Below are 14,973 nucleotides of genomic sequence, written 5' to 3' on the forward strand. Positions count from 1 at the left end.
TTGGCAAAGAGTGGCCGCGATGAGTTTCATCGCGGCCATTTCTTGTGGTGCGAAATACGCGCCGCACAATATGATGAGTTCTGGCAGGATCATGTTTGACCCGGCCCCGGCTCCTCATGGCGCTGCAAGTCGGGCCGCACGCTCAATTTATCGGGAATCGCTACGACTTCCGGGTTCGGGGCGACGATTTCCGCCTGATCCGTCGGCGGGACTTCCGCTTTGCTTGCGGGAGCTTTCCATGACCGGTCCAGCTTGGCACCCACTTTCGCGCCGGCATTGAGCCAGGGTCGATAGAGTACGCGGTAGAGATCAGGCATATCTTCGTCTCCGCCCTTTCGGAGTTTGCGCGCATCCAGGCCGTGGCGCATTGCTGGAATGCGCTTCTGCGGCGAGCGCCGCGCGCGAGGCGCTCGCTGGATAAACTCGTCTGTCCCCGGGATGCGGAGGGAGCGCGGCATCAGTTTCGCCGCTTTCCCGAAGCCGTCGATTTCTTCGTATGGCGCCGTATAGACCCTCGGTTCGAAGAAGTTGTATTTGATCCGGAAGATGTTGATGATCGAGATCAACATCGCAGGATTGAAGATAGCCCCCTGAACATAGGAACCTCCAATCCGGGCGCCTCCGCTGCCTGCTCTGTCCGCCAGGCTGAGGCGTTCTCGTAGCGAGTTCATGAAGGTGCTCGCCGGTTGCAGGGTCGCCTTGTAGACCCAGGGTGCCAGTTCCTCGCGAATATCGGTGTCAAGAGGACCATCGAACGGGATGTTCTTCACCTTCTGACGCAGATGCCCCGGCAGGATCGGGAATCCGACGACCTTGTCGAGCTCTCCGCTCGCCTGCGTCGGCGCAGAAATCCAGAGCTTTGGAAATGTGGGGATCTGGTAGTTCGATCCGGGATACGGCCGGGTCCCGTGCATTGCGGGTGCCATATGGTCCGCGATGTAGGCTTCCGTGACGGTGCGGGCATCAGTCTCAGGAGAGAAGCGACCGGCATACATGCCGTCGTTGTGAAACTGACGGCGCGACTTCTTGTATACCTTCACTTTTCCGAGCTTTTCTGGCTTTGTCGTCTTTTCCTTGAACTTCATCGCCAGCCAAACGAAGCGGTCCGCCAAGATTTCCTCTTCGAATACGTGCGGAAGGATATTTGGGAGCATGGCCACCTGTTCCGTCGTCAGGACAATCCGCCCCTTCGGCAGCATCTCTTTGAGAAGAACAAAGTGCGCGGCCTTCGCGTAGAAGTCGTTTGTGGTCATTCCCCCGAAGGAACCGCGTTCCGCATCGGTGTCAGCAGGAAAACCGAACCAGTCTTCGGCAATGACGCGAATGTCTTCTTTCATTCCGTTTAGGCGGACGGTGAGATCGTTTCTGGCCTTGGCGTCGGCCTTTAGTTTCTTCGGCATTCGGCGCTGCGCCCTCACGCGGAAGGCATCCAGCTCATTGATGCACGCCGCGAAGAACTGAGGTTCATGTAGGCGGCCGGTTGGTCGCTGCCAGGAGAACTTCGGCGCAGATCCGAACTTGCTCCCGGGGTAGCTCTGGAACAAGTTCTGCGGGTTTCCTTGGCCGCCGGTGTAGGTGTTGTTGAAAAGATCGAGCGGTTTTACCCGTGGGTCGAAGTCGACATCCATGCGATATACATACCCGCTCTTTGCGTCCGCCGTGATGGCGCAGTTGAGCTGCGCGGGTCATCCCCCCCGATTTTAAGGGGATGCGGAAGTAGAATTTTCTCGGCAGGATGAACGAGGAGATTCCGATGAAGAAGACCCGATTCACAGAAGCCCAGATCATGGGTGTGCTGCGCCAGATGGAGGGCGGTGTGCCTGCCGCCGAGCTGTGCCGCGAGCACGGGAGTGAGGTGGAATAGGAATTGATCCAGTGGATCAATTCCCCGCCGAACCAGCGCCACGCTGTACAAGTGGCGAGCGAAGTACGGCGGCATGGACGCCAGTCTCATCAGTGAGAGCGAGCCTTTGTCCGCCATTGATCCGAGGGCAATGGCGAGCGGCGATGGCCGAGGAGAACCGGCGGCTGAAGCGCATGTACGCTGACGTCAGCATGCAGAACGACCTGCTGAAGGAGGCGCTCGGATAAGTAAGATCCTGAACGCCACTGGTTCGAGAGAAGGATCGAACGATCCGGCCATCCATTGCCCGGCAGGGCATTGCGAAGCAATGTCCCGAGAGGGTCAACGCCGAGAGTTGGCCGTGAAAGCGGTGGCGATGAAGGGCGTCAGCATTGCGCTGGCATGCCGGGCGTTCGATGTCAGTGAGACGTGCTATCGGTACAGCCCGGAGCTGGACGAGGAGAACGAGCAAATCGCCGACTTGCTCCGCGGCCTGGCGGCTGCAAGGAAGACTTGGGGCTTTGGCCTGTGTTTCCTGTATCTGCGCAACGTGCAGGGCCACGCTTGGAACCACAAGCGCGTCTACCGGATCTACCGCGAGCTGGAGCTGAACCTGCGGATCAAGCCGCGCAAGCGTCTGAAGCGGGAAAAGCCGGACGAACTGGCTGTGCCTGAGGCCCCGAATGAGGTCCGGTCGATGGGCTTCATGGCCGACAGGCTGGAGGATGGACGGCAATTCCGGCTGCTGAACGTTCTGGACGACTTCAACCGCGAAGGGTTGGGCATTGAGATCGGCTTTTCACTGCCTGCGGAACGGGTTGTTCGAGCCCTGAACCAGATCATCGAATGGCGTGGTGCCCCTGGGACAATTCGAGTCGACAACGGCCCGAAATACGTCAGTGGCACCCTCATGGAATGGGCTGAGAACAGGGGCATTGCCTTGGCCTACATCCAGCCCGCAAAGCCCCAGCAGAACGCCTATGTCGAGCGCTGCAACCGGACGGTCCGGCACGAATGGCTTGGCCTCTACATCTTCGAAAGCATCGAGGAGGTGCAGCAGATTGCCACCGGGTGGCTGTGGTCCTACAACCATGAACGCCCCAACATGGGCAACGGCGGGATGACACCTGCACAGAAACTGAAGATGGTCGCGTAAATTCTACGACCAAGCCCCCCGCAAAACGGGGGATTACCCCTGGGTAAAGCTGGGAGAGCCTAAAATTGAATGTTGCCAAACCTGCCATTCGGAACCTCGTCTTTCGCGGTTCCGCCTAGAGTCGTTTTTCTGACTAAAGAACAGATTTTCCGCGGGGTTAGGAGTCTCACAATGCGGAAATCTCCGCGTGTTCTCCGAAGAGAACGGTCAAGCTTGCAGGGCAAGAATATTGGCTCTATGTTCTGGATCAGAAGAAAAAAGTTCCGAAACGGCTCGTTTTTTTTCGGGCAGGATGCTGCCCGATGCGTGCGAGACTATTTTCTCGCACTTGTTTCAATTGCGGCATCCCGGACGCGACTAAAATCTCAGAACAAATCAATAGCCTGACGCGTTTCCGCGACAGGCTTGATGGTGGCTATGTCCCACAGGGCGGAATGCGTCACCTGATCAAGGCGCCTTTTTCTTTGCGACCGTTACTGCCAGTGTCTTTACCAGCACCTTCATAACTGCAGCGAAGCACTCCCGCGTCCCTGCACTGCCCGGCTGACGCCGGACCGCATGGGGGCTTGGGCCCGGCAGCGCGCCTGCGGCGCGCCGCCGCTGCAATTTCCGCTGCAACTGCATTTTTCCGCAGCAAAGCCCGGTTCCCATGCTATACACGGTCCAAACCCGTCAGAGGTCCGGACCCGCAAGAGTTTCAAACATGAGCAGTTCAGCCAGCCTGGAAGACCAGTTGCGCGAGGCGATCCTCGCCAAACCCGATGCCGTGCTGCAAGACCAGCACCTGATGAATGCGCTTGTCGCCGCCAATGAGCGTGCGATGGGTTCCAATGTCGTTGACCTGCGCGGTATCGCGATGGAACGGATGGCCGCGCGGCTCGACCGGCTGGAAGATACCCACCGTTCGGTGATTGCTGCGGCTTATGACAATCTGGCTGGCACCAACCTGATCCATCGCGCCGTGCTGCGGCTGCTGGAGCCGCAGGATTTCGCCGCCTTTCTGGCCTGCCTGGAACAGGAGATGCCGGAGATCCTGCGCGTGCAGTCCCTGGCGCTGGTGCTCGAGACCGCCCAGCCCGGCGGCGCCGAGATAGAACGCAAGTCCGGCACCTTGAAGCTGTCCGGCCCCGGCTTCACCGAAAGCTATGCCGGCCAGCCCGGCAGCCAGCGCATTGTGACTCTGCGCCAGACCCAGGGCGGCAGCCCGCGCGTCTATGGGCAAAAGGCCGAATGGATCCGCTCCGAGGCCTGCCTGATGCTGGACCTGGGCGACGGCCGCCTGCCCGGCATGCTGGTGATGGGGTCCGAAGACCCCCATCAGTTCTCGCCGATGCAAGGCACGGATCTGCTGGCTTTCTTCGCCGGTGTCTTTGAACGCGCGATGCGCTGCTGGCTGTCATGACCCTGATCTCCCCGGCCTGCCGTGATGCCCTGCAGCTTTGGCTGGAGCGCTTGGGCGGGCTGGAGGATGCCTCTGCCAATACCCTGACCGCCTACCGCAGCGATGTCAGCGCCTTTCTGGCCTTTATGACAGCGCATTCAGGCGGCCCCCAGGGACTGGGTGCGCTGGCCCGGATCACCACCGCGGATATGCGCGCTTGGATGGCCTCGGAGCGCGGCTCTGGCACTGGTGCCCGCTCGCTGGCGCGCAAGCTGTCCGCGGTAAAGACCTTTTACCGCTGGCTGGCGGATCGGGAAGGGTTTGAGCCTGCCGCGGTGCTTTCTGCCAAGGCGCCGAAGTTCCAAAAGAAACTGCCCCGCCCTCTGGCGCCGGATGCCGCCAAGGCGGTGCTGGAAACGGTGGAGCTGCAATCGCAAACCGATTGGGTGGCGGCGCGCGACGTGGCGGTGGTGACGCTGCTTTACGGCTGCGGGTTGCGGATTTCTGAGGCGCTGGGGCTGACGGGCGCCGACGCGCCGCTGCCGCCGGTCCTGCGTATCCTGGGCAAGGGCAAAAAAGAACGCGTGGTGCCGGTGCTGCCGGCCGCGCGCGACGCGGTGGACCGCTACCTTGCGCTGAACCCGCATCCGCAGGAGGCGCAAGCACCGCTGTTCCGCGGAGTGCGGGGCGGCGCGCTGAACCCGCGCCAAATCCAAGCGGTGATGGCCCGAACCCGGGTCCAGCTGGGGCTGCCCGCGACTGCAACGCCGCACGCGCTGCGGCATAGCTTTGCCACCCATCTTCTGGAGGCAGGCGGCGATCTGCGGGCCATTCAGGAATTGCTGGGACACGCGTCCCTGTCGACCACCCAGGCCTATACAGCGGTCGACACCACGCATCTGATGGACGTCTACATGCGTGCGCACCCCAAGGCATGACTTGATCCAAGGTCCTGGCTGGCCTTTGCGGTTATGCAGTCCTCTGCATAACCGCAACTATGTGGCGACGATTATTATGCGGAGCCGAAGAAGCAGACCGGCACTTTTTCGGACGGTTCCGCCTACATTGACTCCGCATAACTATTCTACCGCGCGGAAAGCATCGCGAGCAGTTTGTCCGGTGGCCGGAACTTGCCCGGCTTGATGCCGAGCGGCTCCAGAGCGTCAAGCATCTCGAGTTTTTCGGTTGGGCCGGCGCGCAAGTAGATCTCGGTGCTCTGGAGCGTGGCGTGACCAAGCCACAGTGCGACCTTGCGAATGTCCCGGGTCGCCTGAAGCATGTGCATTGCGCAGCTGTGCCGCAGAACATGGGGCGTTATCGATTTGGCCGCCAGGGTGGGCGCGATGCGGGCAGCCGTATTGGCATGTTTCTCGAGAATGTATTCGAAACCGGCACGCGTCATCATTCGACCGGCATTGTTCAGGAAGAGCGCGGTGTCGCCGACTTCGGGTCTGATCGCGATCCAGGCGCGAATTGCGGCAGCGGTTTCCTGCCAGAGCGGCAGCACGCGCTCCCTTCGTCCTTTGCCAATGATATGGATGCTGGCAGGGGACCGCCCGTCAAACTGGTTGAGCCCGGCGCTGATGAGTTCGGAAACGCGCAGCCCTCCGGCAAAAGCCAGATGCAGCATGGCTCGATCACGGATGCCCGATGCTGTCCTCCGATCCGGAGTATCGAGCAGCGCTTGTACTTCTGTCCTCGAAAGCGACGCTACAAGCCTCTGATCAACCTTCTTCATCGGAATGGCATGCACCCGAAGCGCCTGGTCCAGCACGGCAGGTACTCGGTGCTCGAGATAGCGAAAGAAGGACTTTACGGCTGCCAGCCTTGCGTTGCGCGTACGGGCCTTGTTGCCTCGCGTCTGTTCGATGTGCTCGAGAAAGGCAAGGATCGTGGGCACGTCGATGTCTTCGATCTGCAGCAGGCACGGCCGCTTTCTCAATCGCCCGGCGGCGAATGTCACCAGCAGTTGGAAGCTGTAGGCATAGGCATCGCAGGTATGAACGCTTGCGCGTCTTTCATTGGGAAGATGGTTGCGCAGGAAGGCGGCGAGGNGCTGGGCAAGCTGGGCCATGCCGTCNCCCCGCAATGCAGCCTCTCGCCGTCAGCTGCCATGTGTGTCATCAGCTCGGGTGTTACCTCGAGATACCAGTATGTATCGGTGACATGGGCATGCCCCAAATAGGTACTGAGGGCCGTGATATGCCGCGCCACGGCTTTGGAATCGTGCGCACAGGCCTCAAGGGAGCGAACAGCAAATGTGTGGCGCAGATCATGAATCCTGGGGCCCGGTGTTCCTGCCGCACCGCGCAAGCCGATTGACCGCGTGATCTGGAGGAATACCGTTGCGACTGTCGAATAGGCGAGCGGCGTGCCCTGATGCGAAAGGAAAAGTGTGCCGCTCGGGCTGGCCGCCTTCAGACGCATCGTAAGATACCCGTCAAGAGCGCGTCGAGTCGTTGGATGCAGTGGCAACAGCCGGCTCTTCTTAAACTTGGTCTGGGCAATGATCAGGCCGTCATCGGTCACGTCCGGCAATCGAATGGCGATGGCCTCTGAAACGCGCATGCCTGTTGCCGCAATCAACCCGAACATCGTGGCGTAGGTGAGCGGCCGGATCGAGCCAGCGGGGCCAAGCCTCTGGGCGGCGTCGATCAGCCGTTGGATATCACTGGGACTGTAGATGTAAGGCGTGCGCCGCTTGCGGCTGGCACGGCCGAAGAGATCGGCGGAGGGAACTTCATGGCTCGGATCTTCGGCATTAAGCGCGCGCGCGAAGCGACGTACTGTCAAAAGCCGGTTGCGACGTTGTTCTGGAGAAGATGCCTGTAGTGCCCATTCTTGCACGGTGGCTGTTGTTACGACATGCTCACTGCGGCTCTCGGCAAAGGCAACGAAGTTGCGTAGAAGACTGCCTTGGGTACGGAATTTCAACCCCAGCGCCTGGTGCAGCGCGACATGATCGGCGAGGAGTTGACTCAGCATGTCAATTCTCCCGGCCAGGGTTGAGCGATCTGTTCCAGCATCGCGATACCGACCTTGGCGTAATGCGCAGTCATATCAAGCGAGCGGTGGCGCAGAACCGTGCCGACAGCTTCCAATGTGGCCCCCGACCGCAGCATCGAAGTTGCCGCGGAGTGGCGCAGCAAGCTCGCTCCGCTCGATGGCGGATCGGAAATGCCGGCGCGCTTTAATGCCAGCGCCACAATGGCCGAGACGTGGCATGATTGCTCAAATGAGCGGTAGGGGCGACCATCATGAGAAAGACCGCGTCCTGAGGCATGCGCGGGCGTTCCTGTTCGATATACGCGAGAAGCGCATCGCCTACATCTTGCGGCAACGGCAGCCGAACCTGGCGACGCGCCTTGCCACTCAACTTCAGGATACCGGCGTTCCAGTCGATATCGCCCAGTCTGAGACCAGCGACATCCCCGGCCCGCACCCCCAGGCGCGCCAGAAGGAGCAGGATCGCCCGGTCCCGCAGGCGCCCCCGGGCAAGCTGATCGCAGGATGCAATGACACGTTCCACATCTGCGGCTGCCAGATACCGCGGCAACGACGAAAGACGCCATTGTATGACCGGCGGAATGGCGTGATCGAGGTTGGGACGGCACAAGCCCGCGCCGGCGAGAAAGCGAAGATAGCTTCGCAAGGCGCTTGTTATGGTTCTCAGGCCGGCCGGACCGGTTTGCCCCCGCCATTTGCGGACAACAAAACGTATCCGGGCAGCATCATAATCGTGGGTCGCTGTACCGAGTTCCGGCAACAGCTTATTGAGGATGCGGAGATGACGGGAAACTGTCCGTTCCGCCAAACCCCGATGCAAACGCAGCCAGTGCTGATAGTCGTCAAGCAAGGGAAATTCTGGCGCGGCCTTCAACGGCGGAGGTGCGACGCCCGCACCTTGTAGGAAAACAACAAACCTTCTGGCACGTCGCGCATACTTTGGTGAGACATGCTGCCATCGCCGCCCGCCGGGACATTGGCACTGGTGTTCGGCGAAGCGACGAACAACTCCATCATCGACGCTGACCATCGGTATGCCGGTGCTTTCCAGCCAAACCGCGAAATGGCGTGCCGATGCCCTGTAGCCTTCAATGGTCAGCGGCGAATACCTCTGAGCGCCAAGCTCGTCCGCGAACTGATCGATCCACAACGAAACCGGCCCCGGATCCAGGAACCAGCGATTACGGTATTGGTCAGTCATCTTCTCTCTCCTCAAGGTGTGAAACCATCGCGGGAGAGCATAGTTATGCGGGGCGCATGTGCCTGTTTGTTCTGCCTAACCGGCTGTAAAAAAGCCACAATCCAAGAGGCGATGTACACGGCTCCGCATAATAATCGTCGCCACATAGTTGCGGAAATCAGGGAGGCCTGCCGCATGTCTGCAACTGAACCCGCAATACCCGCCCTGACCAGTGTCCTCACCTGTCCTTCTTGCGGGCATGAGGCCGCAGAAGAGATGCCGCAAAACGCCTGCCAATGGTTTCATGAATGCCCGGCCTGCCGCACCCTGTTGCGGCCAAAACCCGGAGATTGCTGCGTTTTCTGCTCCTACGGCAGCATCCCTGCCCGCCGGTGCAGACCGGAAGCAACTGTTGCGGCTAGCGCTGCGGTGCACCTGCTTTTGTTAAAATGCGCTCAATTTTTACGACAGCGGGAAAGCTGCTGTTAAGGCGCTGCGGGCTTGATGGCAGAAACCGATCCAGAAAGGATTCTGCTATGACCTGTAACGGCATTTCTGCCTTGTTTGCCGATGGCGCCCCTGCCGCTCCTGCTCCGCCGCCCGGGACGCCCCCCTGGGAGCGGGCACGCGATCTGCCTTCCAAAGCGCCCTTCTCCTCGCCTGACATCACCGACCCAGCACCCTTTGGCCAGCGCATGGCCCGCATCCAGTTCTCCAAGGGTACGGAATTCCGCCCAAAGCTGCATTGAATACTTGCGGGATTCGGCCAAATTCGCCATCAGGGGCGCATGACACCTCAGATCCGCGCCCTTTCCGTTCATCTGCTGACTGCAACCGGCGCCGTGTTCGCCATGCTGGCGATGCTGGCCGCCGCGGATGGCAAGTGGAGCCTTATGTTTGTCTGGCTTGTGGTCGCGTTTGCCGTTGACGGCGTTGATGGTCCGCTGGCCCGCCACTACCATGTCAAACGCTACTCGCCGGAATTCGACGGGGTGCTGCTGGACCTGATCATCGACTATCTGACATATGTCTTCATCCCGGCCTTTGCGCTGTTCCAATCAGGATTGATGGCGGGCTGGACCGGCTGGTTTGCAATCATCGTTATCACCTTTGGCAGCGCGATGTATTTTGCTGACACAAGGATGAAGACCAAGGACAATTCCTTTGCCGGCTTTCCCGGTTGCTGGAATATGCTGGTGCTGGTGATCTTTGCGCTGGAGCCGAGCCATTGGACCAGCCTGGTTCTGGTGACGCTGCTGTCCCTGGCAATGTTCCTGCCGCTGAAATTCATTCATCCGGTGCGCACAGTGCGCTGGCGCAAGGTGTCTTTGCCCATGGCGTTGGCCTGGACTTTCTTTGCCGGCTGGGCCGCCTGGGTCGATTTCCACCCCGCCAGCTGGGCGCACTGGGGGCTGGTGGTAACCTCGGTCTACTTGCTGTTTGTCGGCATTGCCCAGCAGATCGTGCCGGAACGGCAGCGTAAATCCACAGCGGTTTGATGCTTAGCTGATAGAGGGGCGCTGCCCCTCTGCGTCCTTGGCAGGACGCAATCACCCCGGGATACTTCCGGCCAGAAGAAGCTGCAGGAGCGCTGCAGGCCGGACCGTGCGTTCAGATCAGCAGGCCCGCAGCGCCTTCATGTTTCAAAAGCGCGACCTTGGTTTCCACCCCGCCATGGCCCGAGAAGCCACCCAAGCCAGTGGCACTCAGCACCCGGTGGCAGGGAATGATCACCGGGATCGGATTGGCGCCGCAAGCATTGCCAACCGGCTGCGGCGGGGCGCCGAGATCCTTGGCGATTTCTCCATAAGTGCGGGTTTCGCCAAGCGGGATTGCCAGCATCGCATCACAGACCGCGCGCTGAAAGTCCGAGCCCTCCACATGCAGCGGCAGATCAAAGACCGTCAACTCTCCGGAAAAGTAGGCGCGCAACTGCGCCAGAGCGCTGTCCAGAAGCGCTGACTGCCCGTCCGCCTGAGCTGACCAGGCCAGACGCACAATCGCGCCGTCCCGCTCTGTCACGCTGAGCGCACCCACGGGTGAATCAAGGCTCGCTGAAATCATGGGTCCTCCCCGGAGCGTCTTCTGCCTGCGCATCTTCTGCAGGAATGGCATCAGAGGCAAGGGCGCCTCTGCCCGGCCGGCCGCACCCCCGCCGCACCGCATTAACACTATATTAACCAGTGTTAAGGTTTCGCCGCCACATTGCATCAAATTGTAATAAAGTGAGTTTCAAGAACGATCCTAAAGGTCAGCAAGATGATTACTGCAGTTTCCAGCACCGCCAGCCTGTACAACAGCATGAAACAGATGCAGGCCGCCTATCAGCGCCAGCCGGCAGTCGCGCAAGCAGGCGGCCAGCCCGTGGATGCACCGCTGATCGAGGGCTCTGCCCAAGGGCTGGCCCGGGCCGCTGCCCGGGAACAGGCGCTGAGCGGCGAACGCCCGGATGCCCTGACAGCCCAGTACGTCGGCCCTGCCCGCGCAGCAGCCCGCTCCGCGGCGCTGGACCTCAGGCAGATAAATGGTATCGACATGGCCGCCTATTTCCTGGATCTGGCCAGCGGCTGCCAGGCAGGCCCCAAGCCGGTCAGTGCCCTTGAGGCGGAAAACCTGTATGCCAAGGCCCGGCGCATCACCGGCTGATCCGCCCTGCCGGCGCGCTGCGGACTGCATTAACCCGCCGTTAAGCGCGTTATGTTAACCTTCCTGCAAGACCGGTTCTCAGCCACCGCGAAGGTTCCGCTCAATGTTTATACCAGTTTCAGGACGGGTAGATCCTGCCAAACCGAACCGCGGTCTCTTGACCGCCCGCCCGGTTGTCCGCTCGGACGATCCGGAGCGCAGCGAATCCGCCAGCACCAGCCCGCGTGAACGGGACCCGGACAGCCACTCGCGAGCCCCCTCCGGCGATCAGGGCAGCCGCCGTGCCCGGGCGGGAGAGTATCAGCGCGATACAGACCGGAGGCCGACCCTGTTTCAGGAAAACGCCGTCCTGTCTGCGTATCTGCTGCTGCAACGTGCGAAGCGCAAAGGCCCGGATCCCGAGATGGGATCCGAAGCTGCCTGCCATGGCTATGAGGCTGCCAGGACCGCGTCGGCCTGGCAGGCCTGAAGTTACTGCAGCTGAGCCCAGAACAGCTCCAGATGGCGTGACATGATTTCCTCGAAGCGGCCGCTTTCACGCAGCTTTTTCAGGCCTGCGTTGATCCGGTATAGATGCGAGGTGCCGCGCCAGTGGCGCTTGGAGATCACCACATGCAGGCCTTCCTCGGACAGCGGTTTTTCCAACGGCAGAACGGTGTCGCGCAGACCTTCCCGGACGATGGTGCTGGCGCCCAGAAACAAGTTCACCGCCACCGCATCCACCTGACCCTCGGACACCATGCGGAAACAGTCGGCCGGTGAATGCGGCTGCACCAGGGTGATCTTGCCGTCATCCAGCCAGCGGCGCCCCTGCCGGTTCAAATCGTGGGTGAAATAGCCCTTGGGGCGGCACAGGGTTTTGCCTTCGACGTCGGTGTCATCTGCAAAGGCGAACTGATCCTCCACCCGCACAAACAGCATGATCGGCAGCGCCATCACCGGTTCGGAGAAGTGGAAATTCACGCAGCGCTCATTGCCGGGTTCCGCCTTGCAATCGGGCTTGAACCAAGGGAAGCCCATATCGAACTCCTTTTGGTCCAGCATCGGAAACAGATGCTTGGACCAATCGTCCTCCCAGCTGATCGCATAAGACACTGGCGAGGGTGCCAATTCCAGCGCCGCATTGACCAGTTCGGTCACCATGCCCTGGCCCGGCAGGCTCCTGTCGGTAAAGGGCGCATAGCCGCCGCCGGTCAGCAGCGTCATCTCGGCTTCCTGCCTGCGCAGCGGGGTGGCGTCCGGGGCGGTCGCCTGTTTGATGCAGGGGATCTGCAGCTTGCGTCCCGGCACCACCGACGAGCCGACCAGAACATCCTGGTTGCGGTAGTAGATCATGGTCCAGCGCTCGCGGTCGCCGTAATGAGTCTCGGCGATCGAAAACAGGTTGTCCCCCGGCTGCACGACATATTCCACGTCACAGATCGCCTGGGCCGCCGAGGGCAGCAGCCCCAGCAGCAGCCCCAGGCCCAGCAAGTGGCGGCAGAAGCTGTTCAGCATGCTCTTCCCCCTCAATATCCGGCCCACACTCTGGCCATGTGGTCTTCGATGATCGCCTGATAGGTGCCATCTTCGCGGATGCCGCGCAATGCGGCGTTGACCATGTCCATCATCTGCTGCGCCTCGGGATGCGTCTTGTGCACGATCACGTGCAGCGCCTGGATCGAGATCGGTTCGGGCACCGCGTCAAAGCGGCCCGACAGGCCCAGTTCCTTGATCTGCGCGCGGCCGGTGAATTCATTCATCACCACCGCATCCGCCTTGCCTTCCAGCACCATCTCATAGCATTCGGCAGTGGTCAGCGGCTGCACCACCTCAACCTTGCCATCGCGCAGCCAGTGGCGGCCCTGCTGCTCGAACAGATACGTCTCATAGCCTTGCGGGCGGCAGAAGGTCTTGCCGAACAGGTCTTCTTCCTTGGTGAAGGTCAATGGCCGCGCCTTGTCGGTGAACATCAGCACCAGCACTTCGAACAGCGAATCCGAGAACAGGAAGTTCTTGCAGCGCGGTTCTTCGGGGCTGTTTTCGCAGTCGGGCTTGTACCAGGGGAAACCCGCATCCAGCAGCGCATTCGACAGCAGCGGCTCTTCATGCGCCGTCCACAGGTCGACCCAATGGACCGCGTAGCCCTGCTCAGGGCCGGCGTGGCGCATTGCGGCGTTCAGCACGTCGGTCATCATGCCGCCGTTGTGCAGATCCTTGCCGGTGAAGGGGGCAAAATCATCCGCCGTCAGCAGGTTGATGCGGTGACGCACCTCGGCGCTGCCCGAGGCGATCCGCACCGGTTTGGCAGCCACAGGCACGCTGGCAGAGATTTCCTTGCCGCCTTCCAGGCCCAGGGGGAGGCCCTCAAGACAGGCCAGCGACAGCTTCATGCCGACGCGCAGGGCACTGGGCTTGGGGCCGATGGTGCCGATATTGCGGCTGTGGATCGCGCTCCATTTGCCCGCATCCTTGTACAGTTTGTCAGCGATCACCGACAGGCTGTCGCCCGGCTGCACGGCATAGACCCCGCCGCAGGTCTCGGCCGCAGCGGAATTGGCTGCAAGGGCAAAAAGGCCCATGGCAGCGGCTGCAATGTAATTCTTCATAGTCCCCCCGGGAAATAGTCTGCACCGCAGCCGGCTCCGGTCTGCAGCGCCCGTGTTCTGGTTGTTATGGGTAGTCCCCGGCCGGCGCCGGCATCCTGCCGGCTGCTCAAACGGGAACGGCTCCGGCGCGGATACCGGAGCCGAGATCAGTTGCCGACGAACAGCGCCAGCAAGGTGGCCGTGTCGACCCGTCCGTCAGCCCCGATCAGGCTGGCAGGCAAGGTGATTTCCTTACGTTCGTAGGCACCGTTCACCAGCTGGTCGATATAGGCCTCGGACTGGCCCTGCGCCGCGGCAGTCAGCACCATTTTGTAAAGCGCGGTTCCTTCGGCCGGGGCCGCAGCTGCCGCCTGATTGAGGCTTTCAGGATTTGCCCGCCTGCTGCGCAGCGCGGCCAGGGTTCCGGCGGTGATACGGGCGACCATCGCGTCTTCGCCGCTGGCGCCGTCCTTTTGCAGGCCGGCCGCCGCGGCGGCACCGGCCGGCTGCACGGTGCCGGCAGAGGCATCCGCTGCTGCCGGTGTTTGCAGGCTGGCCTGCTCAGCCCTTTCAGCCGGTTCAGCCGGGGTTCCGCCGCTGAACTGGAAATACAAAAGCATCGCCGCAGCGACTGCCAGACCCGCTGCGGCCAAGCCCAGTTTCGGCAGCGCGCTGCCACCGTCCGCCTGCACCGGCGCAACGGGCTGCGGACCTGGAACAATTTTCTGCTCATCCGCTGCTGCACTGGCGGGTTTCGCCGCCATGGCAGATTTGGCCGTTTTGACGGCAGCAGTTTTTGAAGAGGCAGGCTTTGCAATTGCCGCCGCGGGTTCCGGTTTGAACCCGGAGCTGTCCGCGACCAGCCCGATTTTCATATTCTTTGGTGCCGATACCCCGTCAATCCGGATAGATGCACCGCGCGGCTTGCCCGGCTCGCCTACCGGTTGCGCGTCCGCTTTCCGCTTCAGCATAATAAACTGCTCCCCTGCCCCATGCCATATTTTTAAGTCGGCTGAAAACCTACATGGAATTAACGAATTCTTAACCAATTGTATAAAACCGGTCAACATCTAGAGGAATTCAATTTGCCAATACACAAGGCCGCACCCGGAAAAGTGCAGGAAATCCCGCAACAATAGCGCAAAAATGATAACGCCCGGCAATTAAACCGGGCGCCATGCACAAGTCAAAGTT

The 14,973-nt window shown here is 61.1% G+C and carries 16 protein-coding genes and 1 pseudogene; 8 read left to right on the forward strand and 9 right to left on the reverse strand.

What is annotated here, in order from left to right; all coding sequences use genetic code 11:
- Positions 1-89: 89 nt before the first annotated feature.
- Entirely contained in the window at positions 90-1,628 is a 1,539-nt protein-coding gene (locus AQUI_RS0124585; protein ID WP_027259900.1) for a hypothetical protein, read from the reverse strand.
- Between the two features lie 125 nt (positions 1,629-1,753).
- Between AQUI_RS0124585 and AQUI_RS30330 the strand changes: the two are divergent.
- The 3 genes and pseudogenes from AQUI_RS30330 (at position 1,754) to AQUI_RS0124610 (ending at position 5,318) form a co-directional block, all read left to right on the forward strand.
- A pseudogene (locus tag AQUI_RS30330) lies at positions 1,754-2,999 on the forward strand (IS3 family transposase).
- Between the two features lie 703 nt (positions 3,000-3,702).
- Positions 3,703-4,401, forward strand: a complete 699-nt coding sequence (locus AQUI_RS0124605) for a DUF484 family protein (RefSeq protein WP_027259902.1) — start codon at positions 3,703-3,705, stop codon at positions 4,399-4,401.
- Positions 4,398-5,318, forward strand: a complete 921-nt coding sequence (locus AQUI_RS0124610) for a tyrosine recombinase XerC (RefSeq protein WP_027259903.1) — start codon at positions 4,398-4,400, stop codon at positions 5,316-5,318. Before AQUI_RS0124605 ends, AQUI_RS0124610 begins: the two co-directional genes overlap by 4 nt.
- A 146-nt stretch (positions 5,319-5,464) precedes the next feature.
- Here AQUI_RS0124610 and AQUI_RS0124615 read toward each other — a convergent pair whose 3' ends face one another.
- From AQUI_RS0124615 to AQUI_RS28750, 4 genes are all read right to left on the reverse strand, one after another.
- Positions 5,465-6,454, reverse strand: a complete 990-nt coding sequence (locus AQUI_RS0124615) for a tyrosine-type recombinase/integrase (protein ID WP_027259904.1) — start codon at positions 6,452-6,454, stop codon at positions 5,465-5,467.
- Positions 6,340-7,365, reverse strand: coding sequence for a tyrosine-type recombinase/integrase (locus AQUI_RS28745; protein WP_156916911.1), 1,026 nt, complete (start codon positions 7,363-7,365; stop codon positions 6,340-6,342). The genes AQUI_RS0124615 and AQUI_RS28745 overlap by 115 nt, the downstream gene beginning before the upstream one ends.
- On the reverse strand, positions 7,359-7,586 hold the full coding sequence (locus AQUI_RS32330; RefSeq protein ID WP_211236021.1) for a tyrosine-type recombinase/integrase: 228 nt from the start codon (positions 7,584-7,586) through the stop codon (positions 7,359-7,361). The genes AQUI_RS28745 and AQUI_RS32330 overlap by 7 nt, the downstream gene beginning before the upstream one ends.
- On the reverse strand, positions 7,571-8,587 hold the full coding sequence (locus AQUI_RS28750) for a tyrosine-type recombinase/integrase (RefSeq protein ID WP_211236001.1): 1,017 nt from the start codon (positions 8,585-8,587) through the stop codon (positions 7,571-7,573). The genes AQUI_RS32330 and AQUI_RS28750 overlap by 16 nt, the downstream gene beginning before the upstream one ends.
- Positions 8,588-8,842: 255 nt before the next feature.
- Here AQUI_RS28750 and AQUI_RS32625 point away from each other — a divergent pair, with 255 nt between their 5' ends.
- The 3 genes from AQUI_RS32625 to AQUI_RS0124640 are packed head-to-tail and all read left to right on the forward strand — an operon-like array spanning position 8,843 to position 10,065.
- Positions 8,843-9,055 carry a GDCCVxC domain-containing (seleno)protein gene (locus tag AQUI_RS32625; protein WP_483805652.1) on the forward strand — a complete coding sequence of 71 codons (213 nt, stop codon included), beginning with the start codon at positions 8,843-8,845 and terminating at the stop codon, positions 9,053-9,055.
- 47 nt (positions 9,056-9,102) lie between these two features.
- The gene (locus AQUI_RS0124635) at positions 9,103-9,315 is read left to right on the forward strand and encodes a hypothetical protein (protein WP_027259905.1); all 213 of its coding nucleotides are present in this window, start codon (positions 9,103-9,105) and stop codon (positions 9,313-9,315) included.
- A 39-nt stretch (positions 9,316-9,354) separates the two neighbouring features.
- Positions 9,355-10,065 (forward strand): CDP-alcohol phosphatidyltransferase family protein, encoded by a 711-nt coding sequence (locus tag AQUI_RS0124640; protein ID WP_027259906.1) that lies wholly within the window; start codon positions 9,355-9,357, stop codon positions 10,063-10,065.
- Positions 10,066-10,177: 112 nt separating this feature from the next.
- Here the strand turns inward: AQUI_RS0124640 and AQUI_RS0124645 are convergent, their stop codons facing one another.
- Positions 10,178-10,630, reverse strand: a complete 453-nt coding sequence (locus tag AQUI_RS0124645; protein ID WP_027259907.1) for a methylated-DNA--[protein]-cysteine S-methyltransferase — start codon at positions 10,628-10,630, stop codon at positions 10,178-10,180.
- A 195-nt stretch (positions 10,631-10,825) separates the two neighbouring features.
- On the opposite strand from AQUI_RS0124645, the gene AQUI_RS29495 reads away from it, so the two are divergent.
- Both AQUI_RS29495 and AQUI_RS0124655 read left to right on the forward strand, forming a co-directional pair.
- Positions 10,826-11,212, forward strand: coding sequence for a hypothetical protein (locus tag AQUI_RS29495; protein WP_027259908.1), 387 nt, complete (start codon positions 10,826-10,828; stop codon positions 11,210-11,212).
- Positions 11,213-11,315: 103 nt separating this feature from the next.
- Positions 11,316-11,681, forward strand: coding sequence for a hypothetical protein (locus AQUI_RS0124655; protein WP_156916912.1), 366 nt, complete (start codon positions 11,316-11,318; stop codon positions 11,679-11,681).
- A gap of 2 nt (positions 11,682-11,683) precedes the next feature.
- Here AQUI_RS0124655 and AQUI_RS0124660 read toward each other — a convergent pair whose 3' ends face one another.
- The 3 genes from AQUI_RS0124660 to AQUI_RS0124670 all read right to left on the reverse strand — a co-directional run bounded on the left by AQUI_RS0124660 (position 11,684) and on the right by AQUI_RS0124670 (position 14,750).
- A complete protein-coding gene (locus tag AQUI_RS0124660) occupies positions 11,684-12,709 on the reverse strand; it encodes a transporter substrate-binding domain-containing protein (RefSeq protein WP_027259910.1) in 1,026 nt (341 codons plus the stop codon).
- Positions 12,710-12,720: 11 nt separating this feature from the next.
- The gene (locus AQUI_RS0124665) at positions 12,721-13,800 is read right to left on the reverse strand and encodes a transporter substrate-binding domain-containing protein (RefSeq protein WP_027259911.1); all 1,080 of its coding nucleotides are present in this window, start codon (positions 13,798-13,800) and stop codon (positions 12,721-12,723) included.
- A gap of 146 nt (positions 13,801-13,946) precedes the next feature.
- Complete coding sequence (locus AQUI_RS0124670; RefSeq protein WP_027259912.1) at positions 13,947-14,750, reverse strand: hypothetical protein; 804 nt, start codon at positions 14,748-14,750, stop codon at positions 13,947-13,949.
- Positions 14,751-14,973 lie beyond the last annotated feature (223 nt).

The organism is Leisingera aquimarina DSM 24565 (assembly GCF_000473165.1).
In the GTDB taxonomy this organism is placed as follows: Bacteria; Pseudomonadota; Alphaproteobacteria; order Rhodobacterales; family Rhodobacteraceae; genus Leisingera; species Leisingera aquimarina.

What these genes read in the sequence shown, in the direction of transcription:
- AQUI_RS0124655 (WP_156916912.1), top strand. Translation starts at nt 11,316, where the DNA reads ATGTTTATACCAGTTTCAGGACGGGTAGATCCTGCCAAACCGAACCGC.
- AQUI_RS0124660 (WP_027259910.1), bottom strand. Translation starts at nt 12,709, where the DNA reads ATGCTGAACAGCTTCTGCCGCCACTTGCTGGGCCTGGGGCTGCTGCTG.
- AQUI_RS0124610 (WP_027259903.1), top strand. Translation starts at nt 4,398, where the DNA reads ATGACCCTGATCTCCCCGGCCTGCCGTGATGCCCTGCAGCTTTGGCTG.
- AQUI_RS28750 (WP_211236001.1), bottom strand. Translation starts at nt 8,587, where the DNA reads ATGACTGACCAATACCGTAATCGCTGGTTCCTGGATCCGGGGCCGGTT.
- AQUI_RS0124640 (WP_027259906.1), top strand. Translation starts at nt 9,355, where the DNA reads ATGACACCTCAGATCCGCGCCCTTTCCGTTCATCTGCTGACTGCAACC.
- AQUI_RS0124605 (WP_027259902.1), top strand. Translation starts at nt 3,703, where the DNA reads ATGAGCAGTTCAGCCAGCCTGGAAGACCAGTTGCGCGAGGCGATCCTC.
- AQUI_RS0124645 (WP_027259907.1), bottom strand. Translation starts at nt 10,630, where the DNA reads ATGATTTCAGCGAGCCTTGATTCACCCGTGGGTGCGCTCAGCGTGACA.
- AQUI_RS32625 (WP_483805652.1), top strand. Translation starts at nt 8,843, where the DNA reads ATGCCGCAAAACGCCTGCCAATGGTTTCATGAATGCCCGGCCTGCCGC.
- AQUI_RS0124585 (WP_027259900.1), bottom strand. Translation starts at nt 1,628, where the DNA reads ATGGATGTCGACTTCGACCCACGGGTAAAACCGCTCGATCTTTTCAAC.
- AQUI_RS0124635 (WP_027259905.1), top strand. Translation starts at nt 9,103, where the DNA reads ATGACCTGTAACGGCATTTCTGCCTTGTTTGCCGATGGCGCCCCTGCC.
- AQUI_RS29495 (WP_027259908.1), top strand. Translation starts at nt 10,826, where the DNA reads ATGATTACTGCAGTTTCCAGCACCGCCAGCCTGTACAACAGCATGAAA.
- AQUI_RS0124670 (WP_027259912.1), bottom strand. Translation starts at nt 14,750, where the DNA reads ATGCTGAAGCGGAAAGCGGACGCGCAACCGGTAGGCGAGCCGGGCAAG.
- AQUI_RS0124665 (WP_027259911.1), bottom strand. Translation starts at nt 13,800, where the DNA reads ATGAAGAATTACATTGCAGCCGCTGCCATGGGCCTTTTTGCCCTTGCA.